Genomic DNA, 18,291 nt, shown 5'->3' with positions numbered 1-18,291 from the left:
CGTCACCCAGGGCGATGGAACCGCATGTCTCGACGTGTCCGGTCAGGGGGAACCCAACAAAGGAACTCCCATGGGCCGGGGCAAGCCGGTGGGATGGTAAGCCGTACGGGGGATGTCCATTCTTCGACATCGGGGAAGCATCCTACCGACGCACCGTTTCGTGGGCCGCTGTCTACAGGGCAAGGCAGGTGTCGATAGGTGACGGTGCAGGCTCAGGCGCACACTCAGCTGAGCTGGGTGCGGGGCGCGCACTCTGGTGCCGATTCGACATGCCGACCTGAGCCATCAGGGAAGCATGACCGGCGGCTGGAGCCGCCGTGTCGGCACTCACGCGATAAGCACATCCTCGGCAAGTGAGAAATCGTTGTACCAGATCTCGTCCGCTTCATTATTCCTGGCGAAGACGAAGAATTCACCGCCCGTCGCTTCGCCCACGGAATGGGTCGGCATCTGCGGGTCCGTCATGTTCTCGTCGGGGCTGTCGCTCGCGACAAACCGGGTTCCCGGGGCATTAGCGTCAAACACCAGTGTCTCGGTGGATGACGTCTTGAAGTAGATGTCGCCATAGGGAGAGACGGCGTTTTCCTGGTAGAAGATGAAGATCTGATCATTATCCTCGTCGAACGCCAGGGTCGGCCGGCTTGCCTCGTAGGCGGCGTCATGGACCAGGACGGGCGCCTCCCAGTTGCCGGGAACTCCCTTCACCGCCCAGATGGCATCCTGGTCGTCCTTCATGGTCATGATGACCTCGTCGCCATCCCACAATGCCGCCAGGTGATTGTCCAGGCCGACCGCATCGGTGATGACCTCGGTCACCCAGCCGCTTGCATAGTTTTCGGGCGTCGAAGGCGTCGCCTGGTAGGCGAACTTCCAGACGCCGCTGCTCTGGTCGCCATAGACGAACCCGACATGGTCGACGCCGCCGAGCTGGAAGGCCACGAAATCAACCTTGTTGTCGCCGTTGCTGGCCGAGACGGTGGTCGGGCCACTGTCGACCACGGCCGTGCTCCAGGCCTCCAGGGCCCCGGAGGTGGGAAACGCGAGCTTCAGGCCACTCTCTCCCCCCGCCGCCGAGGGGCCGATCAGGGAGACGATGGGGTTCCCCTGCTGGTCGACCCCCAGTGACATTTCCGTGTTGCGTTGCCACTCGGCGCCGGTCAACTTGCCGTCCGCGCCGGCGAGCGTGATGTCGGCCTGGATCTCGAATTCGCCGGTGACCGGATCGTATCCCAGCTGGAACAGACGAGGGCTCGCTTCATCGGGGCCGAAATTCAGCACGTACAGCGTGTCGGTGGCATCGTGCCAGGCAATGTCGGCGCGGCTGCCGCTGGCCAGCATCGTGGGGCTGGCCAGGGTCCATCCCCCCAGCGTGCCGGGGTCAGGCAGTGTTCCACTGAAGCGGTAGACATGCCAGCCCGCCTGTTCGGGAAGTACGCTCCACCATTCGCCGTCGTGATAGAAGCTCTTGGTCGCGTTCGTGTGGGCGAAGTTGCGCCCGTCGGTGCTGTCGAATGTCGTGGCGATGAAGGAGGTGTCAGGCGGCTCGCCCGCTGCCTCGACGGTGATGCTCACGGTGGCGATGGGGCTCAGCAGGCGTCCGTCCGAGGCGCGGTAGGTGAAGCTGTCGGTGCCGCTGAAGCCTGCGTCCGGGGTGTAGGTGAGCGTGCCGTCGGGGTTGACCGTCACGCTGCCGTTCGAGGGCGCGGTGAGGGCGCCCAGCGACAGCGGGTTGCCATCGGGGTCGCTGTCGTTGGCGAGCACGTCGATCTGCACCGCCCTGTACCACGGCATGGTGGTGCTGTCGTCGCTGGCGAGTGGTGCGCCATTGGTCGGGTCGGCGTCCGGGACGCTGTACTCGACGATCAGCCGGGGCGGGGTGCTGCCCTCCGCCGAGTCGAAGTCCCACCCGTCGGAGCCGGTAGGCATAAAGGCCCAGCCGAGGTTCAGCTCGCCGTCGGCCCAGGCCTGCAGGCTCGTCGTGACATCGAGGCGCGTGGTGCCGGTGCCGACGAAGCCGGTGTCGAGATCGGCCTCGGCCAGGGCCTCGAGGCCATCGGCCTGGATGCCGTTCTCGAGGTCGTCCCAGGTGGCATCGTCCTTCCAGGGCTGGAGCATGCGGTGGAGCCTGGCGCCGTCTCCCTTGCTGGTGGTCTCCACCTCGAGCGAGGCGGAGAGGATGGTGGCGCCCAGCGGGACCTGCCCGGCCCCGCTGCCGAAGAGGTCACTGAAGCGAAGCACGGTCTGCACCCGGCCGCCGCCGTCGCTGCTGTCGACGTTGAGCGTCGTGGCATTCGCCAGACTGGTCCCGGGCGCTATCTCACGCAGGTAGGTATCCCTCGCACCCGCATAGCCGTCGAGGCCCTGCTGGAACTGCACGGTCACGCTGGGGATAGGCTCGACGGTGACGGTGACCGTGGCGGGGTCGCTGTCCAGCTCACCGTCCGAGGCGCGGTAGGTGAAGCTGTCGGTGCCGACGAAGCCGGCATCCGGGGTGTAGACGAGCGTGCCGTCGGGGTTGACCGTCACGGTGCCGTTCGAGGGGGCGGTCAGGGCGCCCAGGCTCAGCGTATCGCCGTCGGGATCGCTGTCGTTGGCCAGCACGGCGATCTGCACCGCGGTGTCCCGAGAGGTCGTGATGGTGTCGTCACTGGCGAGCGGCGCGCCATTGGTCGGGTCGTCCTCCGGAACGCTGTACTCGACGATCAGCCTGGGCGGGGTGGCGCCCTCCGCCGAATCGAAGTCCCACCCGTTGGAGCCGGTGGGCATGAAGGCCCAGCCGAGGTTCAGCTCGCCGTCGGCCCAGGCCTGCAGGCTAGTTGTGACATCGAGTCGCGTCGTGCCGACCTCGACGAAGCCCGTGTCGAGGTCGGCCTGGGTCATGGCCTCGAGGCCATCGGCCTGGATGCCGTTCTCGAGGCCGTTCCAGGTGGCGTCGTCTTCCCAGGGCTGGAGCATGCGGTGGAGCTTGGCTCCATCTCCCTTGCCGGTGGTCTCCAACTCGAGCGTTGCGGAGAGGATGGTGGCGCCCAGCGGGATCTGCCCGGCCCCGCTGCCGAAGAGGGCGTCGAAACGCAGCAGCGTCTGCACCTGGCCACCGCCGTCGCTGCTGTCGACGTTGAGCGTCGTGGCATTCGCCAGGCTGGTCGAGGGCGCTACCTCGCGCAGGTAGGTGTCCGCCACGCCTGCATAGCCGTCGAGGCCCTGCTGGAACTGCACGGTCACCCTGGGGGGGGGCTCCACGGTGACGGTGACCGTGGCGGGGTCACTCTGAAGGGCACTGTCCGAGGCGCGGTAGGTGAAGCTGTCGGTACCGACGAAGCCCGCGGCCGGGGTGTAGGTGAGCGTGCCGTCGGGATTGGCCGTGACGCTGCCGTTGGCGGGCTGGGTGACGCTGCCCAGCGTCAGCGTATCGCCGTCGGGGTCGCTGTCGTTGGCCAGCACGGCGATCTGTACCGCGGTGTCCTTGGCGGTGGTGATGCTGTCGTCGCCGGCGAGCGGCGCCTGGTTGACCGCCTCCACGGTGACGGTGACCGTGGCGGGGTCGCTTTCCAGGGCACTGTCCGAGGCGCGGTAGGTGAAGCTGTCGGTACCGACGAAGCCCGCGGCCGGGGTGTAGGTGAGCGTGCCGTCGGGATTGGCCGTGACGCTGCCGTTGGCGGGCTGGGTGACGCTGCCCAGCGTCAGCGTATCGCCGTCGGGGTCGCTGTCGTTGGCGAGCACGGCGATCTGCACCGCGGTGTCCTTGGCGGTGGTGATGCTGTCGTCGCCGGCGAGCGGCGCCTGGTTGACCGCCTCCACGGTGACGGTGACCGTGGCGGGGTCGCTTTCCAGGGCACTGTCCGAGGCGCGGTAGGTGAAGCTGTCGGTGCCGACGAAGCCCGCGGCCGGGGTGTAGGTGAGCGTGCCGTCGGGATTGGCCGTGACGCTGCCGTTGGCGGGCTGGGTGACGCTGCCCAGCGTCAGCGTATCGCCGTCGGGGTCGCTGTCGTTGGCGAGCACGGCGATCTGCACCGCGGTGTCCTTGGCGGTGGTGATGCTGTCGTCGCCGGCGAGCGGCGCCTGGTTGACCGCCTCCACGGTGACGGTGACCGTGGCGGGGTCGCTTTCCAGGGCACTGTCCGAGGCGCGGTAGGTGAAGCTGTCGGTGCCGACGAAGCCCGCGGCCGGGGTGTAGGTGAGCGTGCCGTCGGGATTGGCCGTGACGCTGCCGTTGGCGGGCTGGGTGACGCTGCCCAGCGTCAGCGTATCGCCGTCGGGGTCGCTGTCGTTGGCGAGCACGGCGATCTGCACCGCGGTGTCCTTGGCGGTGGTGATGCTGTCGTCGCCGGCGAGCGGCGCCTGGTTGACCGCCTCCACGGTGACGGTGACCGTGGCGGGGTCGCTTTCCAGGGCACTGTCCGAGGCGCGGTAGGTGAAGCTGTCGGTACCGACGAAGCCCGCGGCCGGGGTGTAGGTGAGCGTGCCGTCGGGATTGGCCGTGACGCTGCCGTTGGCGGGCTGGGTGACGCTGCCCAGCGTCAGCGTATCGCCGTCGGGGTCGCTGTCGTTGGCCAGCACGGCGATCTGTACCGCGGTGTCCTTGGCGGTGGTGATGCTGTCGTCGCCGGCGAGCGGCGCCTGGTTGACCGCCTCCACGGTGACGGTGACCGTGGCGGGGTCGCTTTCCAGGGCACTGTCCGAGGCGCGGTAGGTGAAGCTGTCGGTGCCGACGAAGCCCGCGGCCGGGCTGTAGGTGAGCGTGCCGTCGGGATTGGCCGTGACGCTGCCGTTGGCGGGCTGGGTGACGCTGCCCAGCGTCAGCGTATCGCCGTCGGGGTCGCTGTCGTTGGCGAGCACGGCGATCTGCACCGCGGTGTCCTTGGCGGTGGTGATGCTGTCGTCGCCGGCGAGCGGCGCCTGGTTGACCGCCTCCACGGTGACGGTGACCGTGGCGGGGTCGCTTTCCAGGGCACTGTCCGAGGCGCGGTAGGTGAAGCTGTCGGTACCGACGAAGCCCGCGGCCGGGGTGTAGGTGAGCGTGCCGTCGGGATTGGCCGTGACGCTGCCGTTGGCGGGCTGGGTGACGCTGCCCAGCGTCAGCGTATCGCCGTCGGGGTCGCTGTCGTTGGCGAGCACGGCGATCTGTACCGCGGTGTCCTTGGCGGTGGTGATGCTGTCGTCGCCGGCGAGCGGCGCCTGGTTGACCGCCTCCACGGTGACGGTGACCGTGGCGGGGTCGCTTTCCAGGGCACTGTCCGAGGCGCGGTAGGTGAAGCTGTCGGTGCCGACGAAGCCCGCGGCCGGGGTGTAGGTGAGCGTGCCGTCGGGATTGGCCGTGACGCTGCCGTTGGCGGGCTGGGTGACGCTGCCCAGCGTCAGCGTATCGCCGTCGGGGTCGCTGTCGTTGGCGAGCACGGCGATCTGCACCGCGGTGTCCTTGGCGGTGGTGATGCTGTCGTCGCCGGCGAGCGGCGCCTGGTTGACCGCCTCCACGGTGACGGTGACCGTGGCGGGGTCGCTTTCCAGGGCACTGTCCGAGGCGCGGTAGGTGAAGCTGTCGGTGCCGACGAAGCCCGCGGCCGGGGTGTAGGTGAGCGTGCCGTCGGGATTGGCCGTGACGCTGCCGTTGGCGGGCTGGGTGACGCTGCCCAGCGTCAGCGTATCGCCGTCGGGGTCGCTGTCGTTGGCCAGCACGGCGATCTGTACCGCGGTGTCCTTGGCGGTGGTGATGCTGTCGTCGCCGGCGAGCGGCGCCTGGTTGACCGCCTCCACGGTGACGGTGACCGTGGCGGGGTCGCTTTCCAGGGCACTGTCCGAGGCGCGGTAGGTAAAGCTGTCGGTGCCGACGAAGCCCGCGGCCGGGGTGTAGGTGAGCGTGCCGTCGGGATTGGCCGTGACGCTGCCGTTGGCGGGCTGGGTGACGCTGCCCAGCGTCAGCGTATCGCCATCGGGGTCGCTGTCGTTGGCGAGCACGGCGATCTGTACCGCGGTGTCCTTGGCGGTGGTGATGCTGTCGTCGCCGGCGAGCGGCGCCTGGTTGACCGCCTCCACGGTGACGGTGACCGTGGCGGGGTCGCTTTCCAGGGCACTGTCCGAGGCGCGGTAGGTAAAGCTGTCGGTGCCGACGAAGCCCGCGGCCGGGGTGTAGGTGAGCGTGCCGTCGGGATTGGCCGTGACGCTGCCGTTGGCGGGCTGGGTGACGCTGCCCAGCGTCAGCGTATCGCCGTCGGGGTCGCTGTCGTTGGCGAGCACGGCGATCTGCACCGCGGTGTCCCGGGCCGTGGTGATGCTGTCGTCGCCGGCCAGCGGCGCGCGGTTGGTCGCCTCGACGGTGATCCGGATCACGCTGGTATCGGTGCCTCCGTTACCGTCGCTGACCGTGTACTGGACGGTGTCGGTGCCGACGAAGCCAGGGGCGGCGACGTATTCGATCTCTCCGGTGGCCGTATTGAAGGTGGCGGTGCCACCCTCCAGCGTCGTGATCGTCAGTCCATCGTCGACCGTGGTGTCGCTGTCGAGGGTGCCGGCGGTAGTGTCCACCAGGTCCGTCAGGCCAATGATCTCGAGGTCGTCCGCCACGGGCCAGATATCGACGTCGGTATCGTTGTCCAGCACATCGATCGAGATCGTCGAGTCGACCCCATGCAGGAACGTACCGGCATCGTCGTAGGCGACCGGGTCGTCATTGACACCGATGATCTTCACTCTCACCGTTGCATCATCAGTACTCTGGCCATCATCGGCAGCATAGGTGTATTCGTCGTAGACGATGGCACCAGCGGCGAGGGAGTCGAAGCCGTTCACCAGTTGGACGTCTCCGTCTGCCTCTAGACTCAGTGTCGGATCACTGCCGTCGGTGTCGATCCACAGTTGGTCACTATAACTCGCGTCGTAAGTGAAGCTGCCATTGGATCGTAAGTGGATAAGCGGGTTTTGCGGAGCAGAGAGCAGTACTGCCGACAGCTTATCTCCGTCGGCATCGGTATCATTGTTCAGAACGCCGAGCTGAGGATTGGCGCGAAGGATCTCGTCTTCGAAGACTTCGTAGAATAAGTCATCGTTAGCAGTTGGAGTGGCCATTTTCCATCTCCCATTGTATCCACGACCAACGTCAATCGGCGGGCTAGGTATACACTTCGCGAATAGCTGTTCTTGACAGTAAAAACCTTCGATTGGACTGACTGGTAGAAGGCGACATGAAGGAAGGCAATTAAAATGCAGCCACACCACATGGCTGCCAATAAAAGGTCACCACTCGAACAGAATATAGCACGGTAGAAATGTAACCAACCTTTACGAAGTGTATTTTTATAATGGTATTGATCTCATCATTAGAGTGGTTTTTATCCGTAAATGATCGGAGATTCTTGTCATGAAAAATGACGGCTTTTTCAGAATATATACTTGCGGAAGTGTTAGATATGGCACCAACTGATAGCTCGTACGTTGGCATGAATATACTCATCTCAGGTCCACAGGTTCATCATGGTGAGATGCCATCCGCTGGAATTTGTCCTGCAGGAGTACTGCTCTCCATGACGCACCATGGTGGGGCGTTTTCGTGTTCGCTTCTGGTGCGTCAGCCCTGCCGCCTGCGGTGGGCGATCTCTATGCCCCTGTGTACAGAGCGCTTTCGGTGGCCTCTGGCACGCCCCCTGCATGGGGCATGACGAGTCCACCACGCCGGAGCCGGACACGCCATGCCCTCGAACTCAGCCTCGCCCTATGATCCCGCCCAGCGGCCGCGCCTGGTCTTCACCGACCTGGACGGCTCGCTGCTCGACCACCACAGCTACGACTGGTCGCCGGCCCGGCCTTGGCTCGACCGTCTGAAGGCCGAGGGCGTGCCGGTGATTCCGGTGACCAGCAAGACCCGCAGCGAAATCCTGCCGCTGCGCCGCGAGCTCGGCCTCGAGGACGCCCCCTTCATCGCCGAGAACGGCGCCCTGGCCGGGCTGCCCCCCGCCTGGTGCCATGCCCGGCTGGATCGTGGGCCCGGCCCCGACGGCCTGGCGATCCGCACCCTGGGCGTCGATATCGGCTTCATCCGCAAGCGACTCTCGGTCTGGCGAGAGCGGCTGGGGATACGCTTCACCACCATGAGCGAGATGTCCCTGGAGGAACTGGTCGACTTCACCGGGCTGGCCGAGCCGGAGGCACGCCTGGCCCGGCTGCGCGAGGGCAGCGAGCCGCTGATCTGGGAGGAGGCGGACGAGCGCCTCGCGGCCTTCCGGGAGGGCCTCGAGGGAGATGGCCTGCGCCTGGTGCGTGGCGGACGCTTCTGGCACGTCACCGGCGACTGCCACAAGGGCCGGGCCGTCGCCTGGCTGATCGATCGCTTCGAGGCGCTGCGCGGCAGCCGGCCCCTGACCCTGGCGCTGGGCGACGGCCCCAACGACATCGCCATGCTCGAGGCGGTCGACCAGGCCGTGGTGATCCGCGGCTGCCACGATCTGTCGGTGTCGCCGGACCAGCCATCACTCTATTGCAGCGTGGCCACCGGGCCCGCCGGCTGGGCCGAGGGGGTGGCCTACTGGTGGGGGCGAGCCCACCGCCGACTGACGTCGGCGGCCGCAGGCGTGACCGAGACGGTGCGCGGTGAGCGTACGGGGAGGGTGCCGGCATGAGCGACTTCCACCAGAACGGCATCATCACCGACTTCCACAACCTGACCCGCCGGCCGGTGGAGGCCCTGGAGGAGGATCTGGTCGCGTTCTCCGCGCGTCGCCCCATGAGCCTGATCCTGCCGTCGCTCTTCTCCGAGCTGGAGGGGCCGGCGCTGTCCCACATCGTCGACGAGATCGCCCGGGTGCCCTACCTCGCGGAGGTGGTGATCGGCCTGGATCGCGCCGACCGGGAGCAGTTCCTGCGCGCCCGCGACTTCTTCGCCCGGCTGCCCCAGCACCACCGCATCCTCTGGAACGACGGTCCCCGGCTGCGCGCGCTGGACGCCGAGCTGGAGGCGCAGGGTCTGGCGCCCCAGCAGCCCGGCAAGGGCCGCAACGTCTGGTACTGCGGGGGCTATGTGCAGGCCTCGCAGCGCAGCCGGGTGGTCGCCCTGCACGACTGCGACATCCTCACCTACGACCGGGGGCTACTGGCGCGGCTCTTCTATCCCGTGGTCCATCCCCAGTTCAACTACGAGTTCTGCAAGGGCTACTACCCGCGCATCGCCGAGGGGCGGCTCAACGGCCGGGTCTCGCGGCTGATGGTCACCCCGCTGCTGCGGGCCCTCAAGAAGATTCACGGTCCCTTGCCCTACCTCGAGTACCTGGATAGTTTCCGCTACGCGCTCTCCGGCGAGTTCTCCATGCGCACCGAGGTGCTCGACGGCATCCGCATCCCGGCCGACTGGGGGCTGGAGATCGGGGTACTCTCGGAGGTACATCGCAACTACTCGACCAAGCGCCTCTGCCAGGTGGACCTGGCCGACGCCTATGACCACAAGCACCAGCCGGTGTCCGCCGACGACGCCACGGGCGGACTCAACCGCATGAGCCTCGATATCGCCAAGTCGCTCTATCGCAAGCTGGCGACCCAGGGCGTGACCTTCAGCGCCGAGGGCTTCAGGACCATCAAGGCGACCTACTACCGCCTGGCCCTGGACCTGATCGAGGCCTATGACCACGATGCCGTGATGAACGGCCTGAGCCTGGATCGCCACGGCGAGGAACAGGCCGTGGAGCTCTTTGCCGCCAACCTGCTCGAGGCCGGCAGCGCCTTCCTGGACAACCCCGGCGAACGACCCTTCATCCCCAGCTGGAACCGGGTCAAGGCGGCCATCCCCGACCTGCCGGAGCGCATGTTCCAGGCGGTGGAGCTCGACAATGCCGGGGAGGTCTAGCCGCTCCGGCGGTGCCTGATCGGGGCTCCGGGCGCCCTGGCGGCATCGTCCCTGCCGTTGACCTCGCGCAACCCGCCGAATCTCGTATCCGTTATGCTGAGTCGACAGGGTGCCTGATTCGACGGTCAGGCCCCGGCAGGCGAGCCACGGGGAGCGAGACCATGTCTACACTGACCTTCCAGGGTGCGGTCAAGGAAGTCACCGGCTCACGCTACCTCATCGAGGTGGACGGCGGGCGTCATTCGCACAAGCTGCTGCTGGAGTGCGGCCTGCACCAGGGCGGCAGTGACGCCGACGAGGCCAACGCCCGCGCCTTCGGGAGCCTGGCCGGACAGCTCGAGGCGGTGGTGCTGTCCCACGGCCATCTGGATCATTCGGGGCTGCTGCCGAAGCTCGTCCGCGAGGGGTATGCCGGGCCGATCCACTGTACCCGTGGCACCCGGGACCTGCTGGAGATCATGCTGCAGGATGCCGCCTTCATCATGGCCAAGGATGTCGAGTGGGAGAACAAGTGGCGCAAGCGTGACGGCAAGCCGCTGGCCGAGCCGCTCTACGAGCTTGCGGACGTGGAACGCACCCTGGCGCTCTGTGAGCCCCACGGCTACGGCCAGCCGATCGACCTGCCGGGCGGTGCCACCCTGGTGTTCCGCAATGCCGGCCATATCCTGGGCTCGGCCGTCGTCGAACTGGCCATCCCCTCGGGGGGGCAGACCCGGCGCCTGGTCTTCTCGGGGGATCTCGGCAACCCCAGCTCGGTGCTGATGAGGGATCCCGAGAAGCTCTACGATGCGGATCTCGTGCTGATGGAGAGCACCTACGGCGACCGCGACCACCGGCCCCTGGACGAGACCCTCGAGGAGTTCGCCCAGGTGCTGGAGGAGGCCCATGCCGACGGCGGCAACGTGCTGATTCCCGCCTTCGCCGTGGGGCGGACCCAGGAGATCCTCTACCACCTCAGCGTGCTCTACCACGAGGGGCGCCTTCGCCAGCAGCTGGTGTTCCTCGACAGCCCCATGGCGATCAAGGTCACCGAGCTCTACCACCGGGCACGCAAGTCCCTGGATCCCGACGACCTCAAGGTGCTCAACGTCGCCGCCAGCGGTGATCCCAGCCAGTACCTGCCGATCCTGCGCATGACCCGCACGGTGGAGGAGTCGATGGCTATCAACCGCATCCATGGCGGGGCGATCATCATCGCCGGCGCCGGCATGTGCAACGGCGGTCGTATCCTCCATCATTTCCGCTACAACCTCGAGAGACCGAGCACCCGGCTGGTGATCGTGGGCTTCCAGGCGGGGGGCACGGTGGGGCGCCAGATCGTCGATGGCGCCGACCGGATCCGCGTGATGGGCCACGACCTGGCGGTCAAGGCTAAGGTCCATACCATCGGCGGCTTCTCGGCCCATGCCGGTCAGACCCAGCTGCTGGGCTGGGCCGGCGCCTTTCGCGATCGACCGCGCTTCTACCTGGTGCATGGCGAGCCCGGTGCCCAGCAGGCGCTGCAGGCGGCCCTCGCGGAGAGCGACATCGAGGCCGAGATTCCCGGCTACGGCGACCTTATCGAGCTCTAGGACAGCGTGGGGCTGTCCGTCGGTTCCGGGGCGCCATGCGACGCCCCGCTGAGGCCTCTTCCCCCTGTCTTGCCTGCGTCTATCGCCATGATGGACGGGGTCAATCGGCATATAGATCAAAAGATGATAAGGTAATTCCACATTCTTCAAGGGCGTCCGAACGAGCCCGGGCGCCAACGGAGGTGACCCATGAAAACCTTCGCCCTCTCCCCGAGCACCGGCGCCGGTCAGCCGGAGGTCGCGGGCTTCTTCGACCCGCGCACCTTCAGCGTGCAGTACGTGGTCAGCGACCCGTCGACCCGACAGTGCGCCATCATCGACCCGGTCCACGACTTCGACGAGAAGTCCGGCGCCACCACCACCCGGCATGCCGACGAGGTGCTCGCCTACGTGAAGGAGCAGGGGTTCGAAGTGCAGTGGATCCTCGACACCCACCCCCATGCCGATCACTTCTCCGCGGCGCAGTACCTGAAGGAGAAGACCGGCGCTCCCACCGCCATCGGCGAGAAGGTGGTCGAGGTACAGGCGCTCTGGAAGGAGATCTACCATTGGCCCGACTTCCCGGCCGACGGCTCCCAGTGGGACCGCCTGTTCGCCGAGGGAGACACCTTCCGCATCGGGGACCTCGAGGCGCGGGTGATGTTCTCGCCGGGCCACACCCTGGCCTCGATCACCTATGTGATCGGTGATGCCGCCTTCGTCCACGACACCCTCTTCCAGCCGGACTTCGGCACCGCCCGGGCCGACTTCCCCGGCGGCGACGCCCATCAGCTGTGGCGCTCCATCCAGGCGATCCTGGCCCTGCCCGACGAGACGCGCCTGTTCACCGGCCACGACTACATGCCAGGTGGCCGTGAGCCGGAGTGGGAGAGCACGGTGCGCGAGCAGCGCGAGAGCAACAAGCACCTCGCCGGCCGCGTCACCGAGGACGACTATGTGAACATGCGCGACCAGCGCGACAGCGAGCTGCCGATGCCCAAGTTGATCCTGCACGCCCTGCAAGTGAATACCCGGGGCGGTCGCCTGCCGGAGCCCGAGTCCAACGGCAAGCGCTACCTGAAGATTCCGCTGGACGCCCTGGAAGGCGCCGCCTGGGAGTGACGTCAGGGGCGGGCCCGTCGCGACGGGGCGATGTCGACGAAACGGCATCTGCCCCGGACCTGATATATCAAAACGATATTATCTAATAACTGTCTTTCGTATATGCTGGCGACATCACCCGGTCAACGAGATTCGATGGAGATTGCTTCCCATGCCCCAGTCAAGCCTGCCCCGTCCCATCGTGACCCACTTCTTCGATGAGCCCACCAACACCTTCAGCTATGTGGTGCAGGACCCTGACAGCAAGGCCTGCGCTATTCTCGATTCGGTCCTCGACTTCGACTACGCCGCCGGTCGCACCGACGTGCGTTCCGCCGATGAAATCATCGCCTTCGTGCGAGAGCACGGGCTCGAGGTCGAGTGGATTCTCGAGACCCATGTCCACGCCGACCACCTCTCCGCCGCGCCCTACCTGCACGAGAAGCTGGGCGGCAAGACCGGCATCGGGGCCAACATCACCGTGGTGCAGGACGTCTTTGGCAAGGCCTTCAATGCCGGCACCGAGTTCGCCCGCGACGGCAGCCAGTTCGACCGCCTCTTCGAGGAGGGCGACACCCTCACCATCGGCCACCTGGAAGGGCGGGTGTTGCACACGCCGGGCCATACCCCGGCCTGCCTGACCTACGTGATCGGCGATGCCGCCTTCGTCGGCGACACCCTCTTCATGCCGGACTACGGCACCGCCCGCTGCGACTTCCCGGGCGGCGATGCGCGCACCCTCTACCGTTCCATCCAGAAGGTGCTGGCCCTGCCGGTCGAGACCCGGCTGTTCCTTTGTCATGACTACAAGGCGCCGGAGCGCGAGGAGTACCAGCACGAGACCAGCGTGGCCGAGCAGCGCGCCCACAACGTGCATGTCCACGAAGGGGTCAGCGAGGACGAGTTCGTCAAGATGCGCACCGAGCGCGACGCGACCCTCGACATGCCCCGCCTGATCCTGCCGTCGGTGCAGGTCAACATGCGCGCCGGTCACATGCCGCCGGCCGAGGACAACGGCCAGGTCTATCTCAAGGTGCCGATCAACAAGTTCTGATCTCCCATCATCCCAGGCCTGATCTTTTGAGGAGAGTGTCCATGCAGATCCACGAACTCGAAGCCGGCTTCGCCATCGCCGATGCCGTGACCCCCGCCGATCTCGACGAGGTCGCCCGTCGCGGTTTCCGCTCGGTGATCTGCAACCGCCGTCCCGGCGAGGCCGAGGACCATCCCGACGACCGCCCCCTGAGGGCCCGGGCCGCCGAGCTGGGCCTCGAGTGGCGCAGCATCCCCGTGACCCCAGGCGACTACGCCGAGACCGACATCGAGGCCTTCGGCCAGGCCCTCGAGGAGATGCCCGCGCCCATCCTGGCCTTCTGCCGGACCGGCAAGCGGGCCGTGCATCTCTGGGCCCAGGCCCGCTCACGTGAGGCCGGCTGCAACATTGCGGCGCTGCTGGCCGCCGCCCATGACGCGGGCCATGACCCCCAGCCGATCCGCGAGATGCTCAAGGCCTGACGGGCGATCGTCACGACAACGATCACCACGCCCTGGAGCCATGCCATGCACCCCACGCCCCCCGAGAATGCCTCTCGCCACCATGATGTCGTCGTGATCGGCGGCGGTGCGGCGGGCATCGCCGTGACGGCGAGCCTGCTGAAGCGCCGCGGCGATCTGGACATCGCCATCGTCGAGCCCGCCGAGATGCACAGCTACCAGCCCGGCTGGACCCTGGTCGGCGGGGGTGTCTTCTCGGCCGCCATCACCCGACGTCCCATGGCCGATGTCATTCCCGACAAGGCCAGCTGGTATGCGGTCGACGCCGATCGCGTCGACCCGGAGGCCGGCGAGGTGATGCTGGGGGATGGCCGCCGTCTCGGCTACACCCGGCTCGTGGTGGCGCCGGGGCTGGTGATCGACTGGGGCGCCATCGAGGGACTGGAGCAGACGCTGGGCCACCATGGGGTCACCTCCAACTACCGCTTCGACCTCGCCCCCTACACCTGGTTGCTGGTCCAGTCGCTGGAGAAGGGCAGGGCGCTGTTCACCCAGCCGCCCATGCCGATCAAGTGTGCCGGGGCCCCGCAGAAGGCCATGTACCTGTCCTGCGACCACTGGCGTCGCCAGGGGCGCCTGGGCGACATCGAGGTGAGCTTCTGCAATGCCGGACAGGTGCTGTTCGGGGTGCCGGACTATGTGCCGGCCCTGGAGCGCTACATCGAGAGCTACGGCATCGAGAAGGCCTTCGGTCATCGCCTGGTGGCCGTGGACGGGCCCTCCCGCACGGCGCGTTTCGCGGTGAGCGGCGAGGACGGCGAGGGCGAGGAGGAGCGGCCCTTCGACATGCTGCACGTGGTGCCGCCGCAGAAGGCGCCGGCCTTCATCGCGACGTCGCGGCTGGCCAACGAGACCGGCTGGCTGGACCTGGACCCCGAGACCCTGCAGCACGTCCGCTACCCGGCGGTGTTCGGCCTGGGCGACGCCAGCGGCACGTCCAATGCCAAGACCGCGGCGGCGGTGCGCAAGCAGGCGCCGGTGGTGGCCGAGAACCTGCTGGCCTCCCTGGACGAGGCCCCGCTGCGCGCCGCGTATCTGGGCTACGGCTCCTGTCCGCTGACCGTGGAGCGGGGGCGCATCGTGCTCGCCGAGTTCGGCTACGGCGGCGCCCTGCAGCCGACCTTTCCGCGCTGGGTCAACGAGGGCACCCAGGCGACCCGCTGGGCCTGGTGGCTCAAGGCCAAGCAGCTTCCCTGGCTCTACTGGAACGGCATGCTCAAGGGGCATGAATGGCTGGCTCGCCCCGCCCGTCGCGAGTGAGCCGGGTTCACCACCGATGACGAGACGCCCATGATCCCTTCCCGCTGGATTCCCCTGATCGGCTGGCTGCACGGCTACCGCCGCGATGTCCTGGCGCGCGACCTGCTGGCGGCAGTGATCGTCACCCTGATGCTGGTGCCCCAGGCGCTGGCCTACGCCCTGCTGGCCGGCCTGCCCCCTGAGGTGGGCCTCTATGCCAGCATGCTGCCGCTGGTGGTCTATGCCGTCTTCGGCACCAGCGCCACCCTGGCGGTGGGGCCGGTGGCGGTGGCCTCTCTGATGACCGCCTCGGCGCTGTCGGGCATCGCCGCCCCCGGCAGCGCGGAGTACGTCGGGGCGGCCCTGGTGCTGGCCGCCCTCTCCGGCCTGGTGCTGGTCACCATGGGCCTGCTGCGCCTGGGGTTTCTCGCCAACTTCCTGAGCCATCCGGTGATCTCGGGCTTCGTCACCGCCTCGGGCATCCTGATCGCCGCCAGCCAGCTGCGTCACGTGCTGGGGGTGCAGGCGTCCGGCCACAACCTGGTGGAGATGGGCTCGTCGCTGATCGCGGGGCTGGGAGAGACCAACGCCATCACCCTGGCGATCGGCCTGGGCGTCTGGGCGTACCTGCTGATCTGCCGGCGCAAGCTCAAGGGCTGGCTGGGCCGCCTGGGGCTGTCGAGCACCGCGGCGGACCTGGCGGCCAAGGCCGCCCCGGTGTCGGCGGTGATCGTCACCACCCTGCTGGCCTGGGGGCTGGGGCTAGGCGCACAGGGCGTCGCCCTGGTCGGCGAGGTGCCCAGCGGCCTGCCGAGCCTGGCCCTGCCGAGCCTGGACCCCGGGCTGTGGTCGACCCTCGCGCCGGCCGCGGTGCTGATCAGCCTGGTGGGGTTCGTGGAGTCGGTCTCGGTGGCCCAGACCCTGGCCGCCAAGCGGCGCCAGCGGATCGATCCCAACCAGGAACTGATCGCCATGGGGCTGGCCAACATCGGCGCCGGAACGAGCGGCGGCTCGCCGGTATCTGGCGGCTTCTCCCGGTCGGTGGTCAACTTCGAGGCCGGGGCCGCCACGCCGCTCGCCGGCGCCTTCACTGCCGTGGGCATCGCCGTGGCGACGCTTGCCCTGACCACCCCCCTGGCCTTCCTGCCCAAGGCGACGCTGGCCGCCACGATCATCGTCGCCGTGGGCACCCTGATCGACCTGCCCGCCATCCGGCGCACCTGGTCCTACTCCCGCGCCGACGGCGTGGCCATGCTGGCGACGCTGGTCCTGACCCTGGTCCATGGCGTGGAGAGCGGTATCCTGGTCGGCGTGGGGCTCTCCCTCGGGCTGCACCTCTATCGCACCAGTCGGCCGCACAGCGCCGTGGTGGGCCGGGTCCCCGGGAGCGAGCACTTCCGCAACGTGCGGCGCCACGAGGTCGAGACCGACGAGCGGATTGCCATCCTGCGGGTCGACGAGAGCCTCTACTTCGCCAATGCTCGCTACCTGGAGGACACCGTCATGGCCCTGGCGGCTCGCCAGCCGGGCCTGGCCCATATCGTGCTGGCCTGCCAGGCGGTGAACGTCATCGATGCCTCCGCGCTGGAGAGCCTCGAGGCGATCAACGCCCGGCTGAAGGACTCCGCCGTCGCCCTGCACCTGGCCGAGGTCAAGGGGCCGGTGATGGACCGCCTGGAGCATACCGCGTTCTGCCGGGAGCTGACCGGCCGGGTGTTCCTGAGCACCTACGACGCCTGGCGCGCGTTGCACGACGAGGTCCCGGCCGAGGCGTCGGGGGCGGCCTGTGGCGGGAGCGGCGTCGTCATCCACAAGTAACCGGGTGGGGTCTGCCCACCCGACAGGGGATGCCCGGCCAGAGGGCCGGCGTCCCGATCGACACCAAGGAGTCTCACCATGAAGAAGAACGTCGGCGGTATCGACAAGATCGTTCGCATCGTCATCGGCGCCATCCTGATCGGCATGGCCATCACCGGGATGATCGGCGCCTGGGGCTGGATCGGGGTGGTGCCCCTGGCCACCGGCCTGCTCAACACCTGTCCCGCCTATCGCCTGCTGGGCATCAGCACTTGCAAGGAGCAGAAGTGAACGGCCACTCATGCACTCTGAAGGAGACCTCACGTGGATTGGATGACTAGCCTGCAGGGGCTGATCGGGGGCATCCTGATCGGCCTCTCGGCCACCTGGCTGATGGCGACCCTTGGTCGCATCGCCGGCATCAGCGGGATCATCGGGACCCTGGTCACGGCGAGGCCCCCGGGGGACAGCGCCTGGCGCCTGGCCTTCCTGCTCGGCCTGATCAGCGGCCCGATCGTGCTGATGCTCGCCGGCGGCGGGGCCGGCAACGTGGCCGGCGCGCCGGGCGAGGTGATCGGCGCGCCGGCCGGGGGCGTGCCCCTGATGCTGCTGGCCGGCCTGCTGGTGGGCCTCGGCACTGGCCTTGGCAGCGGCTGCACCAGCGGACATGGCGTCTGCGGCCTGTCGCGGCTCTCGGTGCGCTCCCTGGTGGCCACCGTGACCTTCCTGGTCACTGCCATCATCACCGTCTTCGTGGTCCGTCACGTGATCGGAGGTGGGGCATGAAGACCGAGAGCGTCAAGACCCTGATGGGCTATGTCGCCGGGCTGATCTTCGGCCTCGGCCTCGCCGTCTCCGGCATGACCGACCCCGCCCGGGTGATTGGTTTCCTGGACCTCGCGGGCGCCTGGGACCCGACCCTGATGTTCGTGCTCGGCGGCGCCGTGGTGACCAACTTCATCGGCTACCGGCTGGTGCTGCGCCGTCCCAACCCGCTGTTCGGCGAACACTTCCAGCTGCCCACGCGCACCGACCTGGACGCCCGGCTGATCGGCGGTGCCGCCCTGTTCGGCATCGGCTGGGGGCTTTCGGGCTACTGCCCGGGGCCTGCCTTCGCCTCCATCGGCGGGCTCAGCGGCCCGCTGCTCGCCATGCTGGTGACGATGGTGATCGGCTGGTTCCTGGCGCGGGCGATCCCGACCCGGGGCTGACCGGCCCTGCCGCTTC

At 67.8% G+C, this 18,291-nt stretch carries 12 protein-coding genes and 1 pseudogene; 11 read left to right on the top strand and 2 right to left on the bottom strand.

What is annotated here, in order from left to right:
* Positions 1-327 precede the first annotated feature (327 nt).
* Both BOX17_RS03710 and BOX17_RS17270 read right to left on the bottom strand, forming a co-directional pair.
* Complete coding sequence (locus BOX17_RS03710; protein WP_071942114.1) at positions 328-6,783, bottom strand: Ig-like domain-containing protein; 6,456 nt, start codon at positions 6,781-6,783, stop codon at positions 328-330.
* 147 nt (positions 6,784-6,930) lie between these two features.
* Positions 6,931-7,059: pseudogene (locus BOX17_RS17270) on the bottom strand (hypothetical protein); the annotation flags it as partial.
* A 620-nt stretch (positions 7,060-7,679) separates the two neighbouring features.
* Between BOX17_RS17270 and BOX17_RS03705 the strand changes: the two are divergent.
* From BOX17_RS03705 to BOX17_RS03660, 11 genes are all read left to right on the top strand, one after another.
* Positions 7,680-8,606 (top strand): HAD-IIB family hydrolase, encoded by a 927-nt coding sequence (locus BOX17_RS03705; RefSeq protein ID WP_071942113.1) that lies wholly within the window; start codon positions 7,680-7,682, stop codon positions 8,604-8,606.
* Positions 8,603-9,823 carry a glycosyltransferase family protein gene (locus BOX17_RS03700; protein ID WP_071942112.1) on the top strand — a complete coding sequence of 407 codons (1,221 nt, stop codon included), beginning with the start codon at positions 8,603-8,605 and terminating at the stop codon, positions 9,821-9,823. Before BOX17_RS03705 ends, BOX17_RS03700 begins: the two co-directional genes overlap by 4 nt.
* A gap of 161 nt (positions 9,824-9,984) precedes the next feature.
* Positions 9,985-11,394 (top strand): MBL fold metallo-hydrolase RNA specificity domain-containing protein, encoded by a 1,410-nt coding sequence (locus BOX17_RS03695; RefSeq protein ID WP_071942111.1) that lies wholly within the window; start codon positions 9,985-9,987, stop codon positions 11,392-11,394.
* A gap of 189 nt (positions 11,395-11,583) precedes the next feature.
* Positions 11,584-12,495, top strand: a complete 912-nt coding sequence (locus BOX17_RS03690; protein ID WP_071942110.1) for an MBL fold metallo-hydrolase — start codon at positions 11,584-11,586, stop codon at positions 12,493-12,495.
* A gap of 166 nt (positions 12,496-12,661) precedes the next feature.
* Entirely contained in the window at positions 12,662-13,528 is an 867-nt protein-coding gene (locus BOX17_RS03685) for an MBL fold metallo-hydrolase (protein ID WP_071946616.1), read from the top strand.
* A gap of 41 nt (positions 13,529-13,569) precedes the next feature.
* Entirely contained in the window at positions 13,570-13,989 is a 420-nt protein-coding gene (locus BOX17_RS17130; RefSeq protein ID WP_244272210.1) for a protein tyrosine phosphatase family protein, read from the top strand.
* A gap of 45 nt (positions 13,990-14,034) precedes the next feature.
* Positions 14,035-15,288 carry an NAD(P)/FAD-dependent oxidoreductase gene (locus BOX17_RS03680; RefSeq protein WP_244272208.1) on the top strand — a complete coding sequence of 418 codons (1,254 nt, stop codon included), beginning with the start codon at positions 14,035-14,037 and terminating at the stop codon, positions 15,286-15,288.
* Between the two features lie 30 nt (positions 15,289-15,318).
* Complete coding sequence (locus BOX17_RS03675) at positions 15,319-17,085, top strand: SulP family inorganic anion transporter (RefSeq protein WP_071942109.1); 1,767 nt, start codon at positions 15,319-15,321, stop codon at positions 17,083-17,085.
* 78 nt (positions 17,086-17,163) lie between these two features.
* Complete coding sequence (locus tag BOX17_RS03670; RefSeq protein WP_071942108.1) at positions 17,164-17,355, top strand: YgaP family membrane protein; 192 nt, start codon at positions 17,164-17,166, stop codon at positions 17,353-17,355.
* Positions 17,356-17,388: 33 nt separating this feature from the next.
* Entirely contained in the window at positions 17,389-17,850 is a 462-nt protein-coding gene (locus tag BOX17_RS03665) for a YeeE/YedE family protein (RefSeq protein WP_071942107.1), read from the top strand.
* Positions 17,847-18,275, top strand: coding sequence for a DUF6691 family protein (locus BOX17_RS03660; protein ID WP_071942106.1), 429 nt, complete (start codon positions 17,847-17,849; stop codon positions 18,273-18,275). Before BOX17_RS03665 ends, BOX17_RS03660 begins: the two co-directional genes overlap by 4 nt.
* Positions 18,276-18,291 lie beyond the last annotated feature (16 nt).

Origin of the sequence: Halomonas aestuarii (assembly GCF_001886615.1) — a bacterium.
Taxonomy (GTDB): Bacteria; Pseudomonadota; Gammaproteobacteria; order Pseudomonadales; family Halomonadaceae; genus Halomonas; species Halomonas aestuarii.
This window is presented reverse-complemented; position numbering and strand designations above follow the sequence as displayed.